General features: G+C 65.6%; 15 protein-coding genes and 1 tRNA gene. 8 read left to right on the top strand and 8 right to left on the bottom strand.

The features are described from left to right. Nucleotides 1-212 precede the first annotated feature (212 nt). Nucleotides 213-749 (bottom strand): MarR family winged helix-turn-helix transcriptional regulator, encoded by a 537-nt coding sequence (locus KLK06_RS08555; protein WP_214634816.1) that lies wholly within the window; start codon nt 747-749, stop codon nt 213-215. 129 nt (nt 750-878) lie between these two features. Between KLK06_RS08555 and KLK06_RS08550 the strand changes: the two genes are divergently transcribed. The 4 genes from KLK06_RS08550 (at nt 879) to KLK06_RS08535 (ending at nt 3,965) form a co-directional block, all read left to right on the top strand. Beyond that, a complete protein-coding gene (locus tag KLK06_RS08550; protein WP_214634815.1) occupies nt 879-1,298 on the top strand; it encodes an alcohol dehydrogenase catalytic domain-containing protein in 420 nt (139 codons plus the stop codon). A 114-nt stretch (nt 1,299-1,412) separates the two neighbouring features. After that, nucleotides 1,413-2,363: an alpha/beta hydrolase gene (locus tag KLK06_RS08545; protein WP_214634814.1), complete on the top strand. Its 951-nt coding sequence runs from the start codon at nt 1,413-1,415 to the stop codon at nt 2,361-2,363. A gap of 537 nt (nt 2,364-2,900) precedes the next feature. Then, nucleotides 2,901-3,341, top strand: coding sequence for a nuclear transport factor 2 family protein (locus KLK06_RS08540; RefSeq protein ID WP_214634813.1), 441 nt, complete (start codon nt 2,901-2,903; stop codon nt 3,339-3,341). 60 nt (nt 3,342-3,401) lie between these two features. After that, nucleotides 3,402-3,965, top strand: a complete 564-nt coding sequence (locus KLK06_RS08535) for a YceI family protein (protein WP_214634812.1) — start codon at nt 3,402-3,404, stop codon at nt 3,963-3,965. A gap of 456 nt (nt 3,966-4,421) precedes the next feature. Here KLK06_RS08535 and KLK06_RS08530 read toward each other — a convergent pair whose 3' ends face one another. Continuing rightward, nucleotides 4,422-5,321, bottom strand: a complete 900-nt coding sequence (locus KLK06_RS08530; RefSeq protein ID WP_250905141.1) for a LysR family transcriptional regulator — start codon at nt 5,319-5,321, stop codon at nt 4,422-4,424. A gap of 102 nt (nt 5,322-5,423) precedes the next feature. Between KLK06_RS08530 and KLK06_RS08525 the strand changes: the two genes are divergently transcribed. After that, the gene (locus KLK06_RS08525; RefSeq protein WP_214634811.1) at nt 5,424-5,789 is read left to right on the top strand and encodes a hypothetical protein; all 366 of its coding nucleotides are present in this window, start codon (nt 5,424-5,426) and stop codon (nt 5,787-5,789) included. 577 nt (nt 5,790-6,366) lie between these two features. Here KLK06_RS08525 and KLK06_RS08520 read toward each other — a convergent pair. Beyond that, on the bottom strand, nt 6,367-7,818 hold the full coding sequence (locus KLK06_RS08520; RefSeq protein ID WP_214634810.1) for a GNAT family N-acetyltransferase: 1,452 nt from the start codon (nt 7,816-7,818) through the stop codon (nt 6,367-6,369). A gap of 1,892 nt (nt 7,819-9,710) precedes the next feature. On the opposite strand from KLK06_RS08520, the gene KLK06_RS08515 reads away from it, so the two are divergent. After that, nucleotides 9,711-10,826, top strand: coding sequence for a hypothetical protein (locus KLK06_RS08515; RefSeq protein ID WP_214634809.1), 1,116 nt, complete (start codon nt 9,711-9,713; stop codon nt 10,824-10,826). A 100-nt stretch (nt 10,827-10,926) separates the two neighbouring features. On the opposite strand, the gene KLK06_RS08510 is transcribed toward KLK06_RS08515, so the two are convergent. Continuing rightward, nucleotides 10,927-11,000 (bottom strand) — tRNA-Pro (locus KLK06_RS08510). Nucleotides 11,001-11,063: 63 nt separating this feature from the next. Then, entirely contained in the window at nt 11,064-11,927 is an 864-nt protein-coding gene (locus KLK06_RS08505; protein ID WP_250905201.1) for a metallophosphoesterase, read from the bottom strand. A 239-nt stretch (nt 11,928-12,166) separates the two neighbouring features. On the opposite strand from KLK06_RS08505, the gene KLK06_RS08500 reads away from it, so the two are divergent. Next, entirely contained in the window at nt 12,167-12,622 is a 456-nt protein-coding gene (locus KLK06_RS08500; protein ID WP_214634807.1) for a GatB/YqeY domain-containing protein, read from the top strand. A gap of 65 nt (nt 12,623-12,687) precedes the next feature. Here the strand turns inward: KLK06_RS08500 and KLK06_RS08495 are convergent, their stop codons facing one another. After that, nucleotides 12,688-14,904: a transglycosylase domain-containing protein gene (locus KLK06_RS08495; protein ID WP_308168162.1), complete on the bottom strand. Its 2,217-nt coding sequence runs from the start codon at nt 14,902-14,904 to the stop codon at nt 12,688-12,690. Nucleotides 14,905-15,181: 277 nt separating this feature from the next. Here KLK06_RS08495 and KLK06_RS08490 point away from each other — a divergent pair, with 277 nt between their 5' ends. Then, the gene (locus tag KLK06_RS08490; protein WP_148036282.1) at nt 15,182-15,478 is read left to right on the top strand and encodes a WhiB family transcriptional regulator; all 297 of its coding nucleotides are present in this window, start codon (nt 15,182-15,184) and stop codon (nt 15,476-15,478) included. A 44-nt stretch (nt 15,479-15,522) separates the two neighbouring features. Here the strand turns inward: KLK06_RS08490 and KLK06_RS08485 are convergent, their stop codons facing one another. Both KLK06_RS08485 and KLK06_RS08480 read right to left on the bottom strand, forming a co-directional pair. Beyond that, nucleotides 15,523-16,650: an ArsA family ATPase gene (locus KLK06_RS08485; RefSeq protein WP_214634805.1), complete on the bottom strand. Its 1,128-nt coding sequence runs from the start codon at nt 16,648-16,650 to the stop codon at nt 15,523-15,525. Continuing rightward, the gene (locus tag KLK06_RS08480) at nt 16,647-17,642 is read right to left on the bottom strand and encodes an ArsA-related P-loop ATPase (protein ID WP_214634804.1); all 996 of its coding nucleotides are present in this window, start codon (nt 17,640-17,642) and stop codon (nt 16,647-16,649) included. Before KLK06_RS08480 ends, KLK06_RS08485 begins: the two co-directional genes overlap by 4 nt. Between the last annotated feature and the right edge of the window lie 75 nt (nt 17,643-17,717).

Raw genomic sequence — 17,717 nt, 5'->3', positions numbered from 1 at the left:
AGTTCCAGACGGCCTGGGCGCCGGGGCCCACGTCGCGACTCGCGGGACCCGCGCGGCCTCAGCATTCTCAAGATGGCCATCCGCTCGGTAGATCCGCTTGTGTCCCCGGGCGCAAGGCGAGTGACGCCCGGGTGTCGTCTGGGCCTTCAGCCTTGTGCGTCGTTCCCGTCGACCGACCGCGCGGTCATCGCCGAGACGTACAGCGTGACCGGTTACGACGCGGTCGGGGCCGCGGGAGTGGTGTGGCCTTTGCGGGGGGCGGCGGAGCGGGGTGGCAGGGCGCGCATGTGGTCGCGTACGCGGGTCATGATGTCGCCGAGATGGTGCAGGTCGTCATTGGCCAGGGGGTCGAACAGCAGCCGGCGGGTGACCTGGACGTGGCCGGGCAGGACGCGGTCGACGAGAGCCCGGCCGTTGCCGGTGATCGTGACCAGGGTGGCGCGCTCGTCGTCGGGATTGGGGCCGCGGGTGATGAGGCCGGCCTTCTCCAGCAGGCCGGCCTGGTAGGTCAGGCCGCTGCGGCTGTAGACGACGCCGTCGGCCAGTTCGGTCATGGTCAGTGGGCCATGACCGTGGGCAAGGCGGGCCAGCAACTGGAACTGAACGTAGGTGATGCCGCCCTCGGCGCGTAGCTGCTGTTCGACCTGGTGCTGGAGCAGGCTGACGGCTTCCATGAGCACGAAGTAGGCGCCCAGCTGGGCGGGGTCGAGCGGCTGGATGCCCTCGGCGTCGGGCTGGCTGTCAGTCATTCCTTCACGCTACATGTTGCGAATTCAAAGCGTTGTGACGAGCGTCACCTATCCGAGGGCTATTGCTTCGAAGTCGAAGCAGATTAGAGTCTCCATATGCTTCAACTTCGAAGCATTGGAGGAGCGAACATGAAGGCAGTGCGTTACCACTCCTACGGCGACAGCGACGTCCTGGTCTACGAGGAGGCGGACCGTCCGGTGGCCGGTGCGGGGCAGGTGGTGGTGCGGGTGGCCGGCACCGCGTTCAACCTCTTGGATGCCGCGATCCGGGCGGGTTTGCTGCAACAGGTGTTCCCGGTGGCACTCCCGCACGTTCCGAGCTACGACGTGGCCGGCGTCGTCGCCGAGGTAGGCGAGGGCGTGCGCGGCTGGAGCGCCGGGGACGCGGTGGTGGCGTTCCTGCCGCCGGCCGCGCCCGGCGCGGCCGCCGAGTACGTCGCCGCGCCCGCCGAGGCGCTGGCCGCCGCTCCCCGCACGGGCGAGCTCGCCGACGCCGCGGCGCTGCCCTCGGTCGGGCTGGCGGCCGGCTGGCCGACAAGACCGTCCTGACTCCCTGACCTCCGCGACCCGTCCCGGCAACCGCCGGGTCCGTCCCCGGACACACCATCCACCGCGAGCACATCGCCCGTTCGCAAAATCGCCCGTTCACAAAGGAGAGCCGTCATGTCCTTCACTCTTGACCCCGAGGTCGCCGAAGCCCTCGCCCCCTTCGCTGACGCCGACAGCACGCCTCCGCCGGTCGGGGACGTCGCCGCCCGCCGCGCCACGCTGGAGGGCATCTTCCGTTACGGCGACACCGCCCAGCCGTTCCCGGACGACGTCACGATCACCGACCACGAGCTGACCACCGCCGATGGCGCGACGATCCTGCTGCGCTGGTACGCCCGCAAGGACGCCTCCGGCGAGCCCGGCCCCGCCGCGCTCTACCTGCACGGCGGCGGGATGATCGTCGGCAACGTCGGCCTGTTCGACGGGTTGGTCTCCCGGTACGTATCGGCCAGCGGCACCCCGATCCTGTCGGTCGACTACCGGCTCGCCCCCGAGCACCCCTATCCGGTCCCGGTCGAAGACGTCCATGCCGCCCTGGTCTGGCTGCATGAGCACGCCGCCGACCTGCGCGTCGACCCGGCTCGCATCGGTGTCTTCGGCGACAGCGCCGGCGGCGGCCTGGCCGCCGCGGTCTCGATCCTGGCCCGCGACCGCAAGGGCCCGGCCATCGCCAAGCAGATCCTCGTCATGCCGATGCTGGATGACCGCACGCTGACCCCCGACCCGCAGCTCGCTCCGTTCGCCGTGTGGTCGTGGGACGACAACCGCACCGGCTGGCAAGCCCTGCTCGGCGACGCCGCCGGCGGCCCGGACACCCCTGCCTACGCCGCCCCCGCGCGCGTCGCCGACCCGGCCGGGCTGCCGCCCGCCTATATCGAGGTCGGCCAGCTCGACATCTTCCGCGACGAGGACCTCACCTACGCCCTGCGCCTCGGCCAGGCCGGCGTCCCGGTCGAGTTCCACCTCCATCCCGGTGTCCCGCACGAGTTCGACTTCATCGCCTTCAACACCGCCGCCGCCCGCCGCGTCATCGCCGACCGCGTCCGCGTCCTCGCGTCCCTGTGACCACGCCACCACCAGGACCGGCGAACGCATAGATCAACAGGCACCAGCGGCGGCCCCAGAGATCACCCGTTTCCACCGAGTCAATCCCACAAGGGGAGCGTGCCGCCGGCGCCGCTCTCAGCACGGTGATTGTCCAAGTCGACCGTCTCGACGATCTGACGACTGATCGCTTTGGTGGGCGTGGCCATGTTGATGATGGTCTGGGAGGCCATGCGCATGGACGACCCCGCGAACGCCGCCCACATCGCCGAGGCCCTGGCCAAGGTGCTGCACGACCGGTAACGGCCCGCTGTCCGGCGCAGCGCGGCGGGGGAACCGCCCCGACCCGCGTACGGTTCACCGTCGATGGGGGGCAGCCGACGCTTCGCGCGCAGTCGGCGCTGCGGGTGTAGCGGAGGTCGCGCGCGCACCGGGCCATCATGCCGCCCAGGGCATAACACCATAGCAATATTTATCTTAGACAAGATAACTTCTGAGGCATAGCGTCGGAGGTGTGAGAAGCCAGATTTCACCGCAAAGGGAAGGGTTGGGGTAGCGATGCCTACGCAACGCGAGGTAGATGAAGCCAAGATCCGCCAACTCGTCGACAAGATCGTCGAAGGGCTCCAAGGCAAGGATCTCGAGGGTCTGAAGCGGCTTTACGCGACGGACATCGTGTCCTTCGACGTCGAGCCGCCGCTCCAGCATGTGGGGATCGAGGCGAAGCTCAAGAACTGGGCTCCCGTGTTCACGTTCTTCGAGAGTGTGACATATGAGGTTCGCGACCTGGCACTCACCGTGGGCGATGATGTGGCGTTCGGGCACGCGTTCGCTCGTCTCAGCGGCACGCTGAAGGACGGGACGGCGACGAGCGGTATGTGGGTCAGGGTCACGTACTGCCTCCAGAAGATCGACAGCACATGGTTGATCGTGCACGACCAGGTCTCGGTGCCGCTCGACATCTCCAGCGGCAAGGGAGTTGTCGACCTCGAGCCCTGATCCCGCCACCCACCCCGCTTGCGCCGCGTCGCCGCGGCACCACGTCCCATGAAGGAAGCCATGAACTCCGCCCCCGCGACCGTCGACATCCCGGGCTATCTGGTCGGCACCTGGAAAGCCGACCCGATGCACTCCGAGATCGCTTTCACTGTCCGTCATCTCGTGATCAGCAAGACGCGTGGCCGGTTCACCAGCTACGACGTCACGATCGTCACGAGCGAGGACCTGCTGGGCTCGTCGGTGGCCGCGACGATCGACCTCGCGTCCATCGACACCGGCAGCGAAATACGTGACAACCACCTTCGCAGCGCCGACTACCTCGAGATCGAGAAGTACCCGACGATGAGCTACCGCTCGACCGGCATCCGCCAGACCGGCGACGGTTGGGCCATCGACGGTGAGCTGACGTTGCACGGCGTCACACGGAAGGTACCGCTGGCCGTCGAGGTGAACGGGTTCGGCCCGGACCAGTGGGGTGGACAGCGGGCCGGCTTCTCCGCGACCGCGGAGATCAACCGGCGCGACTTCGGCATTGACATCAGTACCCCGATGGAGGCCGGTGGCGTCGTAGTCGGTGACAAGGTGTCGATCAGCCTCGAGATCGAGGCCGTTCTCCAGAAGTGACCCGACCCGGACGGGCAGCCGCAAGGCCCCCATCCACCGACCGTGTGGTGGTCCGATTCCGCGGTTCGACCGAGCGGGATCGGGACATCGCCACTCTGGTCCAGCGCCTCGTCGAGCCTGGGCTGATTGCCATGAGCGCCGATCCCGGCATCGCCATCATCGGAGCGAGCCTGGCCGGCGCTAAGGCCGCCCAGGCCCTGCGACTCGACCACGACTACGACGGACCATTTTGTACGGCAGGCCAAGGAGGCCAAACCCCAGGCCAGGGCAGCGCGAGCACCCCTCACGCGCCCCGGCCAGCCAACGCTTGAGGCGGGGCACGGCAGGTGTGTCCACCGACGGCGGCGGACTGGTCGCCACGCGCACCGCCCGATCGAAGTGGTGAGCGGATCACGCCTCACATCGTCGACGTCGCCGGCAGGACACCCGGCAATGTGACGATCACGAAGCGCGTCCTCAGCGCTTCTCCTGGGGCTCGCCGGTGATCCAGTTCCAGCCGGCGATCGTGGTGCGCATCAGGCGGGCGGCGGTGGATAGGTGGCTGCCAGCGCCCCAGTACAGGGTGACCGCGCGTCGGCAGTCAGGGCTGTCGACGGGGACCCAGGCGGCGGGGACCCGCGTGGAGCCGGTCCGGGCGAAGGAGGGGACGAGACCGATGCCGAGCCCCGCGCTGATCAGGGCCGCGATGGCGCTGGGCTCGTCGACCTCGCAGACGATCTTCGGGGTATGGTCTCGTGCGGCGAAGAGCCGGTCCAGGAGGCGGCGTTGCCAGTGCCCTTTGCGGGCGCTGACGAAGGGCTGGCCGGTGAGCTCGTCGATGCTCACCGACGTACGGCTCGCCAGCGGATGGTCGAGCGGCGTGGCCACGCCGACCGCCTCATCGAGCAGTTGGACCGCCTCCAGGCCCTCAGCGGAGATCGGCTGGGAGGCGACGCACAGGTCGACCTCCTGGGCCCGCAGGTGACGGCCCATGTCCTCGGCCGCCATCCAGCGGAGTTCGACCTCAATGGTCGGGTGAGCTCGTTTGAAGGCCGCCAGCGGCCCGGTGAGCGTGAGGAAGGTCTCCGACGCAAGCCGTACGGTGCCCACACCCTCGCTGACGGCCTCGGCGACGGCTCGCCGCCCCGCATCCAGCTCACCCAGGGAGCGTTCGACGTAGTCGCGGAAGAGCTTGCCCGCGTCATTCAGCCGCAGCCGGCCGCTCCGGTCGAACAGCGGTGTGCGCAGCTCGCTCTCCAGCCGGGCGATGGTACGGCTCAGCGACGGCTGGGCGACGCGAAGCTCCTCGGCCGCGCCGCTGAGGTGCTCCAGCCGCGCCACCACCAGGAACTGCCTGAGCGAGTTCAACTCCATCATGCCTCCAAATGCATAGCACTCCGGCGATAACAATCTTAGACGATATAACCCGTGAGCCATGGTGTCTGGATCTGTTCGCACATCGAGTGAGGAGGGTCCCTCATGGCCGGCATCACGGGGTCGACCAAGCAGGAGGAGGATCTGCGGTCGCGGATGCCCGATCCGCTGTGGTGCTTCCCGGAGATGGCTGGAGTCGCCGAGGGCCTGCACAAGGCCATCCGGAACGGTGCTATTCCGCAGCATCAGGCTGCCGCAGAGGATGACTCTCACTCGTGGCTGGTGCCGCACTCGTGGCGCGGCTGTTCGCCAAGCGCTTCTGAGCCCACCCCGCCTGGAGGAAGTGCAGCTGACGGACCTTCGACGAACCGCGCTGACTCACGCTCTCGCCGCGATCTGGAACGGATTCGACCGCGGTTCCACTTCACCGCAAATCACGCCGCGCTGCTCATTCTGGTCGAAGGCTGTTGAAAGCCAGGGGAGAGACGTCTAGCTGGGCTGCCGCGACGGTCGCCAGGGCTTGTGCATCTTGCATCACGTCACGGCGGCGAATCAGACCCGCCAAGGTGGCCGCCATGCCGACCACGCGTGTGTCCGTAAGGGGCGAGCGGGGGTCTACGTTCCGAAGCCCGGAATGAACGTCCTGGCATCGGAGTCCCTGACCAAGAATCTCCATGACTGTGTCTTGATCGAAGAGTCCTGGAGAGCCACCCGCCCGAGTGCATGGGCATAGTCAGTACGCGAACTGGCCTCCCTGATCTTTCAGGAAGGCCAGCTCAACTGGGTCGGGGTGGCGGGATTTGAACCCACGGCCGCTTCGTCCCGAAGCAAATCGAACCCCAGTTCATAATGGTGTCACACAGCTCGTGACCTGCGATGACAGTGTGAGAACGTCCGCTGGTGTTCGTGATCGTCCTTTCCGGTTGTCACGCAGAACGTCACGCAGAGCCCCGCCGTCAGCTTCTGGTCGACTTGTCGCAGCCTTCCAACAGGCGCATCGACGTAAGGAGGGCAATCCTCTGCGAGTACCTGCGACAACGGGCATGAGTCACTGGATGAACAGGATGCTGGGCCTATCAGAGGGTTCGTGGATCCGGCCGAGCGTGCGTAGGAAGCGGCGGCTGTGCGGATACAGGTAGTCCTCGGGAAGCCAGCCGGTGATGCGGGTTATGCCGGCGTCTTGGAGGTCTTGGCGGACGTGACGGGCGAGCATGGCGGCGACGGCCTGTCCATGACGGGTGCGGGTGATCTGGAAGTGGGTGAACTCGCACGTGTCAGGCGAGGGCTGTTGAAATTGGATTTCCACGGTGCCGAGCACCTCTCCGGCCGTCACGTCGCCTGATGGTCGCTTCTCGTAGGACCATCGGCGAAGGTCCCACACGCGTGGCTCATCGTGGGGTTGGGCCTCTCGTACCTGCGTCTGACCATCGTCTCCGACTACGGCGACGTACCGGACTCGGTTGTCGGAGCATGGGGTGTGGTACATGTGGCGGCGTGAGCAGAGCGGGTCCCAGTGGTAGGCGAACCAGATCAGCGAAGTGGCCAGATCAGGGTGGGTGCCGGCCCATTGGTCGTCGAAGAAGAACCACTGTTCGAAGGTGTCGTAGCCGTCGTGGATGAACATCTGGGCCACATGCTCGCCCACCTGGATGACGGTGCGTTCGCGATGACGCTCTGGCTTGGGAGGGTCAGTCTCAAGGAGACGCAGTGCTGCGATGTGGGAGCGAGGTGGGCGAGGCTCCTCCCCTGAAATCCACGTGTACTCAGGCCAGCGGTTGCAGCGCTCCAGCGCGGCCTCGATGCCATCTTCGCCGGGTGCGACCAGCACGCGCAAAACTTCCAGCTCCAACGGCCATTCGTCGGTGGAGGTGTCGAGGTCGCGTAGCGCCGCGCCGAACTGCGGGAGTCGTACACCGGGTAACGCATGAGTAGGATCCCAGCCGATGCTGTTATGTTTCGCCTTGCAGGTGAGCAGGACGGCGTACACGATCCCTTCACCCGTAAGCGGGTGGTCGGCCAAATCAGTGACCTGTATCGGCCCCGTGAACGCCGTGGTGCTTGAAGGAGGGCCGGCATTCTCGGGTAGCGGCCCATTGTGTACGGCAAAGGACCATCGCTCAGGATCGGCCGCGATGGCGACGTCGTCCACGAGATAGTAGGCCACCTCATAGTCCAGTCCATTGGCGAGAACGCGAACGCTGTGCTCGTCAACGTTGCACTGGTAGACGTCCGGGAGTCGCGTTCTGGCCAGAGTGCGCAGTTCCTGCATGGTCTCCGGGGCTGAGCCCTCCTCCGAGAAGAGCCGGTCCAGCCCATAGACGTTCGTGCCCAGCTCACGTGTGAGCCAGTCGTAGGCATCTTGGGCAGAAGCAACACTCCAAACGTTGCGGACCCAGTCCAGCACCGTGGGCTCGGCCAGATGCCGAACCGACTTGCCCAACATCCCTTGATTCCACGATCGATAGATCACATACATAGTGGCCCGCCTGAAGATCGCCAAGTAGAAGCATCCTAGCCACGCCCGATCAAGACTTGCATGGCAGTCTCTGCCCTTCAGGATCCGTAAAGGAGCCGATTGAACTGACTCGACTGAGGGATCAGTGCGCTCGGCTAAGCCAGTCCTTTCATCCAAGGATGCTGCAACACTCGGGGATGTCGTCCAGTAATCCACCGACTCGACAGTTACTCGTGCACGGCGACAGCGTCTTTTCTTCTGATGGCAGGGCGGCTATCTGCTTATGCAGATAGCCGCCCTGCCCATCCACGCCAGGGCGTGCTAGGGCAGTATCTCGATACCAAGCGCTATCGACATGATGATTACTACGACGACAAGCACGTCTCGAAGGTGACCACCCCACGTCTCTGGGATCGAGATTACGATCCTGCAGCTCACAGGCTTGGCCATGCATAACTCCTTGGTTTGGGTCATACGACGATTCGCCGCAGCCAAGGCGCACAACCAACTTGCAACAACCTGCTACAACGTGCTACAAAAGCTTCTAGCGAAATGAAGCAATGTGAAGCACGATGATACAAAGTGAAGCAATGCCTCGGCGTGACTTCACACCGAAGGTCCGGATGCCGTTGGCGCGGCGCCCGGGCCTTTAGTGTGCGAGGGATAGCTTAACGTCATCTAGCGCTAATTCGCCAAGAAACTGCGCCCGATGTGGGAAGCGAACGCCGAAAGATCCGCCAATCTTGCTGAAACACTGGACACCCGTTCCCGTAAACCAGTGTTTCAGCAGTACTCGGAGACAGCACGAACATCGCTGTCCCCCGGTGATCCAAAGGATTTCCGCAGCTCGGAAGGGGATGAGGGACAGCGGAGACAGCGGGGACACTCCCTACTACTTCGAGCCTGCCAACGAGTCCTTGATTGCTTGGACGCCGGGAGCGCCTGCCGACGCTAGGTCATGCGCGGTGCGTCGGAGCTCGGTCACGGCGTAGGCGTTCAGTACTGTGGCGTCCGATGCGACGCCGAGGGCGACGGCCACGGCGGCTTCGGCATCCCCCTGGATGGCTTGAGCGCGGGCGAGGCAGGCTCCGTACCAGGCTCTGCCGCGGCGGTAGTGATCGGGCAGAGTACTTCAAGGTGGCGCTACAGCCATGGATCGTATCTTCCACAACGATTAACGCAACGCGGTGAGGCCCCATCCAGCGTTCGGATGGGGCCTCACGGTTGCTACGCTCGTGATCCCTGAGCGGGGGGTGTGCTGCCAATTACACCAACTATCGCCAGAACGACTCGCAGAGACGAGAACTTCCTAGCCTTGATCAGCTTTGCAACCATCCTCTTGCACTCCTTCCAGAGTTCACGGAGTTCCGGAATTAGCAATAGAGACGCGACGATGGGCCCGACCAGCGAAAGCCACGGACTCGAACCGAGAACTCCCCCATTCAGGGATCACGAACGGTCCTCATCCTAGCCCGCACTAGCTTCATTTCGGCGATGAGCCGCTGAGCTACGCTTCGGGCGCGATGCAGGAGCTGGTCGGCCTACCAGGAGTAGGCGGTCTGGATGTTCCTGTGGGGTCGTCGTCATACTGACCAGTGAACCCGAGCGGAACGGCGACCGGCCAGGATCAAGGCGTCCACCGGTGTCGTCTATGCGCAGCCCTTCACGTGACAGATCACGAGGTGCCACTGACATAACTACAGTGAAACCATGCAGCATTCGCGACGATAGGGCATGCTGGTGACGTGTCAGCATCAGATACCTCCGTCCCCCGATTCTTACGTCCCATCTATCGCCTGTCAGCCAACGGAGAGGCTGTCCTCTACGCAGGAGACCTGATCATTCTTGGTGAAAACCAAGGCCCAGAGGAGCAAGTGCCCGGCACTCTACGGCTTCGCTTTGGCGAGACCAGAGCACGATTCGACGCTAGCGTCTACGTGGATCGCAAAACCAGACTTCACATGCTCACACTTCCTGAGTTTGCGCACGTAAACCTGCCGCCCGGCGCTAATCTCGCCGCTCCAAGCGTCACAGACGTTGCTCCGAACGGCCTGCCTGGCAAAGAGTGGCATTCCATTCTCATTAACAATCTAATTGCAGGAAATCCGGCCGCTGTCAATAAGCTGATCTTTCACGTCATCAGCGAATTAACCGACTTCCCTCTGCCGGCCTGCAATACTGATGAGGGAGTTCAGGGGCAACTTGAGTTCACTCTCCCGGGCTGGCGTCTGCGTATGGCTGCCATCGAGCTGCCTCATGCCTCTGGGCCGTCCACCGTTATCGAGGCCACACCTGATGATCCTGCGCCTACAAGCGAAATGATCGACCTTCTAGAAGAACGGCTCTTTGACCTCCTCGGCTTGGTCGCAGGGGCCGAACCGGGCGTCGGTCCTATCGTAGGACTGGATGCGTCGGGCGAGGTCGTCTGGGTTCATTGGGGCGTCCCCAGGAGTGGCCAAGCAAGCTGGCGCTGGTGCGAGCCCGAAATGGTGGAGTCGGTGCTGCCGGCGTTGGCGCAAGGCGTTTCTGCCTTGGCTCAGGATGTAGCCACTCAGAAGATCGTCAGCCGTGCAATCAGATACTGGATGGCAGCAAACGCCCGTGGCGTAGTCCTCGACGTCAAGATTCCTGTTGCGTGTTCCGGGCTTGAACTACTCGCGTGGGCTGTACTTCAGCAGCGTGGTTGGCTCACTGCGGAGTCGCTCAACAAGCTCAACGTGGCTGCAAATCTCAGACTGCTTCTGCACAGTATGAGCATCCCTGTCGGACTGCCTGTCGGCTTCGGAGCGCTCATGAAGCGTAACGGCGCCTACCACGGCGGAACGGCGGAGGGTCCGGAGTTGATCTTTGCAGTGCGCAACGATCTGGTGCATCCGGCAAAGAAGTCCGCCAAGCTTGAGTGGCCATCGTCGGAGGAGTTGACCGAGGCGTGGCGGCTGTCGATGTGGTACCTGGAGCTTGTGATCATCCGGTTGCTCGATTACCAGGGTGGTCATCTGTCACGGCTCAAGAAGGGAGCGTTCTCCATCGACCCTGTGCCTTGGGCCTCCTGAGTGGTGATGGTCGGTGCGGTAGTCACGCAGCTAGTCACTCAGGAGACAAGAGAGGCCGCTTCCGATCTTCGGAAGCGGCCTTCTACCTGGTACTTCTGGGTCGGGGTGGCGGGATTTGAACCCACGGCCTCTTCGTCCCGAACGAAGCGCGCTGCCAAGCTGCGCTACACCCCGCTGCACGCCTCTGCAGCGTGCTTGAGAAAGTCTAGCTGACTTCGCGGGTGCTTGTGACCGCCTTTACCGGCGCGGAAGCAGGGTGAGCAACGAGGCCTCCGGGAAGCAGGCGAAGCGGACCGGAGCGTACGGCGAGGTGCCGAGGCCGGCCGAGACGTGCAGCCAGGCGTCGTCGTGGCGGTTGAGGCCCTTGACGCGGGCCCGGTCGATGCCGCAGTTGGTGACCAGGGCGCCGTAGAAGGGGATGCAGAGCTGGCCGCCGTGCGTGTGGCCGGCCAGGAGGAGCTGGTAGCCGTCGGCGGCGAAGCGGGTCATGTTGCGGGGCTCGGGGGAGTGCATGACGCCGAGGCGGAGGTCCGCGTCGGCCGGGGCGGGGCCGGCGACCAGGTCGTAGCGGTCGCGGTCGATGTGGGAGTCGTGGATGCCCGCCACCGCCACGTCGAGGTCGCCGATCTTGACGCGGGCCGTGGTGTTGTTCATGTCGAGCCAGCCCTCGGCCGTCATGCCGGCGCCGAGCTCCTCCCAGGGGAGGGACGGGACGTGCTGGCGGCGGTCCTTCTTGGAGGTGCGCCAGAGGTAGCGGGCCGGGTTCTTGGGCTTGGGGGCGTAGAGGTCGTTCGAGCCGTAGACGAACATCCCGGGGCGGGCCAGCAGGGGCTCCAGGGCGTACAGGAGCGCGGGCACGGCCTCCGGGTGGGCGATCGAGTCGCCCGTGTTGACGACTAGGTCGGGCTCCAGGGAGCCGAGCGAGCGGACCCAGTTGATCAGCTTCTTGCGGCCCGGCGTCAGGTGCAGGTCGGACAGGTGGAGGATGCGTACGGGTCGCTGCCCGCGCTCGAGTACGGGCACGTCGAAGCGGCGCAGCCGGAACCAGTTGCGTTCGACGACGGAGGCGTAACCCAACCCGGCCAGGCCGAGCCCGAGCATGGACAGTGGTACAGCGGCGGCTTTCCTCACCCATTCATGATGCCCGACATCTGGCCCGAGCCGTCCCGAGTCCGCGAGAAGGCCGCGAGAAGGCCGCGAGAAGGCCGCACGAAGGCCGCGCGAAGGCCGCACCTAGGCCACGAGCAGACCGCACAAAGGCCGCGAAAGGGCCGGGTGACGGGCCGCGTAGTGGGACGCGCGAGCGCGTAGCCGTCCGTACACGCGGCAAGATGGACCGCATGAGCGCATTGAAGGACAAGCTGAAGGCCGATCTCACGGCCTCCATGAAGAGCCGGGACGAGGTACGTCTCCGGACGATTCGGATGGCACTGGCCGCGGTCAACGTCGAGGAGGTCGCTGGCAAGGCGGCCAGGGAGCTCTCCGACGACGAGATCGTCAAGGTACTGACCAAGGAGGCCAAGAAGCGCCGGGAGGCGGCGGAGGCGTTCGGCAACGCCGGGCGCGCGGAGCAGGCTCAGGCGGAGCTGGACGAGCACGCGGTGCTGGAGGAATACCTGCCGGCGCAGCTCTCCGACGAGGAGCTCGGCCGCCTCGTCGACGAGGCCGTCGCCGAGACCGGCGCCGCCGGCCCGCAGGCGATGGGCCAGGTCATGAAGGTCGTCAACCCGAAGGTCGCCGGCCGCGCGGAGGGGGGACGTGTCGCCGCCGCCGTCCGCGCGCGACTGTCCGCCTAGCAAGACCTGCGGCACCAAGAGGGTGCCCGCCCCAAAGCGGGCACCCAGGGCTAAAACTAAAGCAGTCAGTTCACCGGAGCGACGTTCGCCGGAGTGATGGGCGACTCGCCGCCGCGTCCCCGGCCGCGCCCCCGGCCGTTGTCGTCGCGGTTGAACTGGTCGAACTGGTCGAAGAAGTCGTCCGGCGGGCCGCCCTGATCGTCCTTCTTCTCCTTCTTGGGCTTGGGCGCGCAGTTGTCGGCGCAGCCACCGAACCGGTCCTGATCCACCGGCGTGAACTTGGTGGGCTCGACGCCCTTGAGCGCCCCCATCATCGCCTGCTTCCAGATGCGGCCCGAGATCGATGCCCCGTACACGTAGCTGTAGTAGCGGCCGCCGATCGTGACGCCGATCAGGTTGTGCGTGAAGGCGCCACGTGGGTCGCCGAGGCTGACGGCGGAGGCGAGGTTCGGGGTGTAACCGGCGAACCAGGCGGCCGTGTAACCGTCTGTGGTGCCCGTCTTGCCCGCGGCGTCCCGGCCGATGCCGCCGACCTCCCGCATCGTGCCCTTGGTGAACACGCCCGACAGGATGCCGCTGACGGCGTCGGCGACCTCCTCCTCCATGACCTTGGAGCACTTGGGTTTGTACTGCGTGGCCTTGCCGAAGCGGTCCTTGATCTCGGTGATCGCCAGCGGCTTGCAGTACTGGCCGCGTGAGGCGAAGACCGCGTAGGTGCTGGCCACCGTGACCGGGTCGACCTCGTTGATGCCGAGCGTGAACGTCTCGAACTCGCGGAGCTTCGTGCCGTCGGCCCGCTTGAGCCCGATCCGCTTGGCCAGCTTGACGACCTTGCAGAGCGTGACGCGCTCCTCAAGCCGCATGAAGAACGTGTTGACCGAGCCCCAGGTGCCGGTCTGCAGCGTCTTGAAGCCGCCGCCGCCCTCGCTGGAGTTGCGCACCTCGTGCGTGGGGTCGCCGACCCGCTTGCCGTCGCAGTTCTTGAACGCGCCGTAGCCGGACGCGGTGAAGCCGGCGGGGGCCGGGTAGCCGTCGCCGTACTTCAGGCCCTCCTCGAGCGCTGTGGCGAGCGTGTAGGCCTTCGCCGTCGAGCCCTGCTGGAAGCCGCCGCCACCGCCGTGCTTGGCGTCGGCGACGACGTTGTAGCTCATTTCATTCTTCTTCTTGCTGCCGCCGAACTTGCGCGAGGCCGCCATCGCCTTGATCTCGCCGGTGCCCGGCACGACCATCGCCTGCGAGGCCACCGGCTTGTCCTTGGTGCTGACGTACTCCTTGATGGCCTTCTCAGCGGCTTTCTGCATCTTCTTGTCGATGGTGGTCTTGATGGTGAGACCGCCGCGCTGGAGCAGTTTGAGGCGTTCCTTGGGGGTCTTGCCAAAATCCTCGTCGTTGAGAATCTCGTTCTGAACGTAGAGGCAGAAGTACGGGTACGTGCTCTCCTCGCAGCCGCCGGAGACCTTGGTGTCCTTGAAGACCAGCTTCTTGGCCTTGGCCTCGGCGGCCTCCTGCGGTGTGATCTTGCCGAGCTCGGCCATCCGGTCGAGGACGACGTTGCGCCGGGCCTTCAGCAGCTCCCTGGACGCCTTGTTGACGTTCGGGTCGGTCCGGTTGGGGTTCTGGACCGCGCCCGCGAGAGTGGCCGCCTCGACGAGATTGAGCGCGGAGGCCGGCTTGCCGAAGAAGCGCTTGGAGGCGGCCTGGATGCCGTGTGCGCCGGCGCCGAAGTAGGCGATGTTCAGATATTTTTCAAGGATCTGATCCTTGGTGTACTTCTTCTCGATGGCCATGGCATAGCGCAGTTCGTTGAGCTTGCGCCCGACAGTGGCCTCGATGGCCGCGGCCTGTTCCTCTTTGGTCTCGGCCGAGTTGAGCAGCACCTGCTTGACGTACTGCTGCGTGATCGACGAGCCGCCCTGGGTCACGCCGCCCGTGGTGAGGTTTTTGACCAGGGCTCGGGCCGTTCCCTCCACGTCGATCGGGCCGTGCTGATAGAAGCGGAAGTCCTCGATCGAGATCAGCGCGGTGCGCATGATGGGGGCGACTTGGTCCAGGCGCACCGACTGGCGGTTCTCGTAGTAGAACTGGGCTATCTGCTTGCCGTTGGCGTCCTGGAGGACCGTGCGCTCAGGCAGTGGGGGTTCTTCCAGGTCCTCGGGTTTTAGGTTGATCCCCGTCATCGCGGATTTGGCGGACATCCCCGCCCCGCCGACGGCCGGAAGGGCTATGGCAGCCGTGAGCACGCCCGCGGCCGCACCCGCGGCGATCAGCCGCGTGATGTTCAAGAACGGCGAGGAACGATCTTTGCCCTGAGCTTGCACAAGACCAAGAGTACGTCGAATGGGTGACCTTATCGGTAACTCGGCACCATTTCGCCTTGACTGACGGGGGTGACTAGTCATTCCCGGTCAAGACTGCAGCGAGAAATTGGTCCTCTGGGGTCTGTCGGCCCGAACGTCTAGTTGCGTACGTTCTCCTCTGCGGCAACTGAATACGGAGGCTCGGCGCCCGCGCCCGTCGGCCCCAAATGACGACTGACCACCTAAGGGGAGTGGGGTCGAAATGTGGATCACGGATTGGACCTCCCGTGCCGCCTGTCGAGGTGCGGATCCGGACGCGCTATTCGTCCAGGGAGCCGCACAGAACAGGGCGAAGCTGATCTGCCGAGGATGCCCGGTCCGTACCGAATGCCTCGCCGATGCGCTGGACAACCGCATCGAGTTTGGCGTGTGGGGCGGCATGACGGAACGGGAACGACGGGCTCTGCTACGGCGGCGACCAGACGTGGACTCGTGGCGAGAGCTGCTCGAGTCCGCCAAGGAAGAGTACGAACGGACTAACGAGTTGATCGCAGGCTGACCCAAGCCTCGGGAGTACGGCCGGTGCCGGCACCGGCCGTACTCTCATGTGTTCGCGAGGAGTTCCCCGATCCGGCGTAGACCCGCTAGATCGTGGACATCCTCCGACATCGCACTTACCTGGACGACCGGCACTGTGGGGTGGGCCGAACTGAAATGGTCCCGCTCCCGGTGCTCGCGGGCGGCGAGCTGCATCCTGCCGGTGTGCAGCCGCAGTACGGCGGCGGTCAGCTCATGTTCGCCCCGCGACTCCAGGTCTTCCGCCGCGGCGGCGCTACGCGCGGCTGAGAGCGCCGCCGCGGTGGGTTCGTGCACCCGGTTGACCACCAGTCCGGCCAGGGGCATGCGCTCCTCAGCGAGCCGCTCGACGAAGTAGGACGCCTCACGCATCGCGTCGCGCTCGGGCGTGGCCACCACCACGAAAGCCGTGCCGGGCGCCTGGAGCAGCCGGTAGGTCATCTCCGCGCGCTGCCTGAACCCGCCGAAGACGGCGTCGAGCGCCGACACGAACGTCTGCAGATCCTTGATGACCTGGGCGCCCAGCAGCTTGGTCATCGCGCCCGCCATGAGCCCGAACCCGGCGTTGAGCAGCCGGAACGCGCTGCGCCCTCCCGCCTTGGCCGGTGCGGTCAGCAGCCGGATGAACCGCCCGTCGAGGAAGCGGCCGAGCCGCTCGGGGGCGTCGAGGAAGTCGAGCGCGGACCGCGAGGGCGGCGTGTCGACGATGATCAGGTCCCACTCGTCCGAGCGGCGCAACTGGCCCAGCTTCTCCATCGCCATGTACTCCTGGGTGCCGGCGAAGCTGGAGGACAGCGACTGGTAGAAGGGGTTCGACAGGATCTGGCGGGCCCGCTCGGGGTCAGCGTGCGCCTCGATGATCTCGTCGAACGTACGCTTCATGTCGAGCATCATCGCGAACAACTGACCGCCGCCCTCGGGCGAACTGATCAGCCGCGGCGTGTTGTCGAGCTCGGTGAGCCCCATCGACTGCGCCAGCCGCCGCGCGGGGTCGACGGTCAGCACGACCGCGCACCTGCCGCGCTCGGCGGCCCGCAGCCCCAGCGCGGCGGCCGTGGTGGTCTTGCCCACGCCGCCGGCGCCGCAGCAGACGATGATCCGGGTGCCCTGGTCGTCGAGGATGGCGTCGACGTCGAGTACGGCGGGCTTCTTCACGCTGCTCCCTGGGTGCGGATGGCTTCGGCCAGCTCGTACAGGCCGGCCAGATCGACACCGTCGGTCAGCAGCGGCAACTCGTAGGACGGCAGTGTCTCCTGTGCCAGCGAGGCGCGCTCGGCGCGTTCCAGGACGGTGCGGCGGGCATGCTCGGCGACCTCTTCCGCCAGCGCCTCAGCCGTCGAGGAGGCGCCGTCGGAGAGACCGGCCGCCTTGAGCCCGAGCGTGAGTTCGGCCACATCGAATCGGCCCTTGACAGCACTGTCAAGTGCGGCCTGCGGAAGAAGTGATTCACGCACCATGTTGATGAAGATCCCGCCGGGCGGCAGCCCCGCCGAACGCAATTCGGCGATGCCGTCCAGCGTCTCCTGAACCGGCATCTCCTCCAGCAAGGTGATGAAGTGCACCGCTGTTTCCGGAGATTTCACGACCTTGCTCACCAGATCGGAGTGGTTCTTGATCGGACCGACTCTGGCCAGCCCGGCGACCTCCTGGGTTACGTTCAGGAAACGCGAGATGCGGCCGGTCGGCGGCGCGTCGAGCACGACGGCGTCGTAGATCCGCTTGCCGTTCTTGCCGCGACGGCGCACGGCCTCGGTGGTCTTGCCGGTCACCAAGACGTCGCGGAAGCCGGGTGCGACGGTGGTCGCGAAGTCGACGATGCCCATCTTGGTCAGCGCCCGACCCGCCCTGCGCATGCCGTAGAACATCTCCATGTATTCGAGCATGGCCTCCTCGGGGTCTATGGCCAGCGCGTAGACGTCGCCGCCCGACGGTGCCACGGCGATCCGGCGCTCCTCGTACGGCAGCGGTGGCAGGTCGAAGATCTGGGCGATGCCCTGCCTGCCCTCCACCTCGACGAGCAGCACCTTGCGCCCGCCCGAGGCCAGTGCCAGGGCGAGGGCCGCGGCGACCGTGGTCTTGCCTGTGCCGCCCTTGCCGGTGACCACGTGCAGTCGCACGCCGTCCCAATCGGTGTCCCGAGAGTCCACGTTTCGAGGCTACCGAACGGTCACTTGCCGGACATCGACGACCACCCTTTGAGATTGCTCACACTATGGTGCTCA

The organism is Nonomuraea sp. NEAU-A123 (assembly GCF_018603905.1).
Lineage (GTDB): Bacteria > Actinomycetota > Actinomycetes > Streptosporangiales > Streptosporangiaceae > Nonomuraea.
This window is presented reverse-complemented; position numbering and strand designations above follow the sequence as displayed.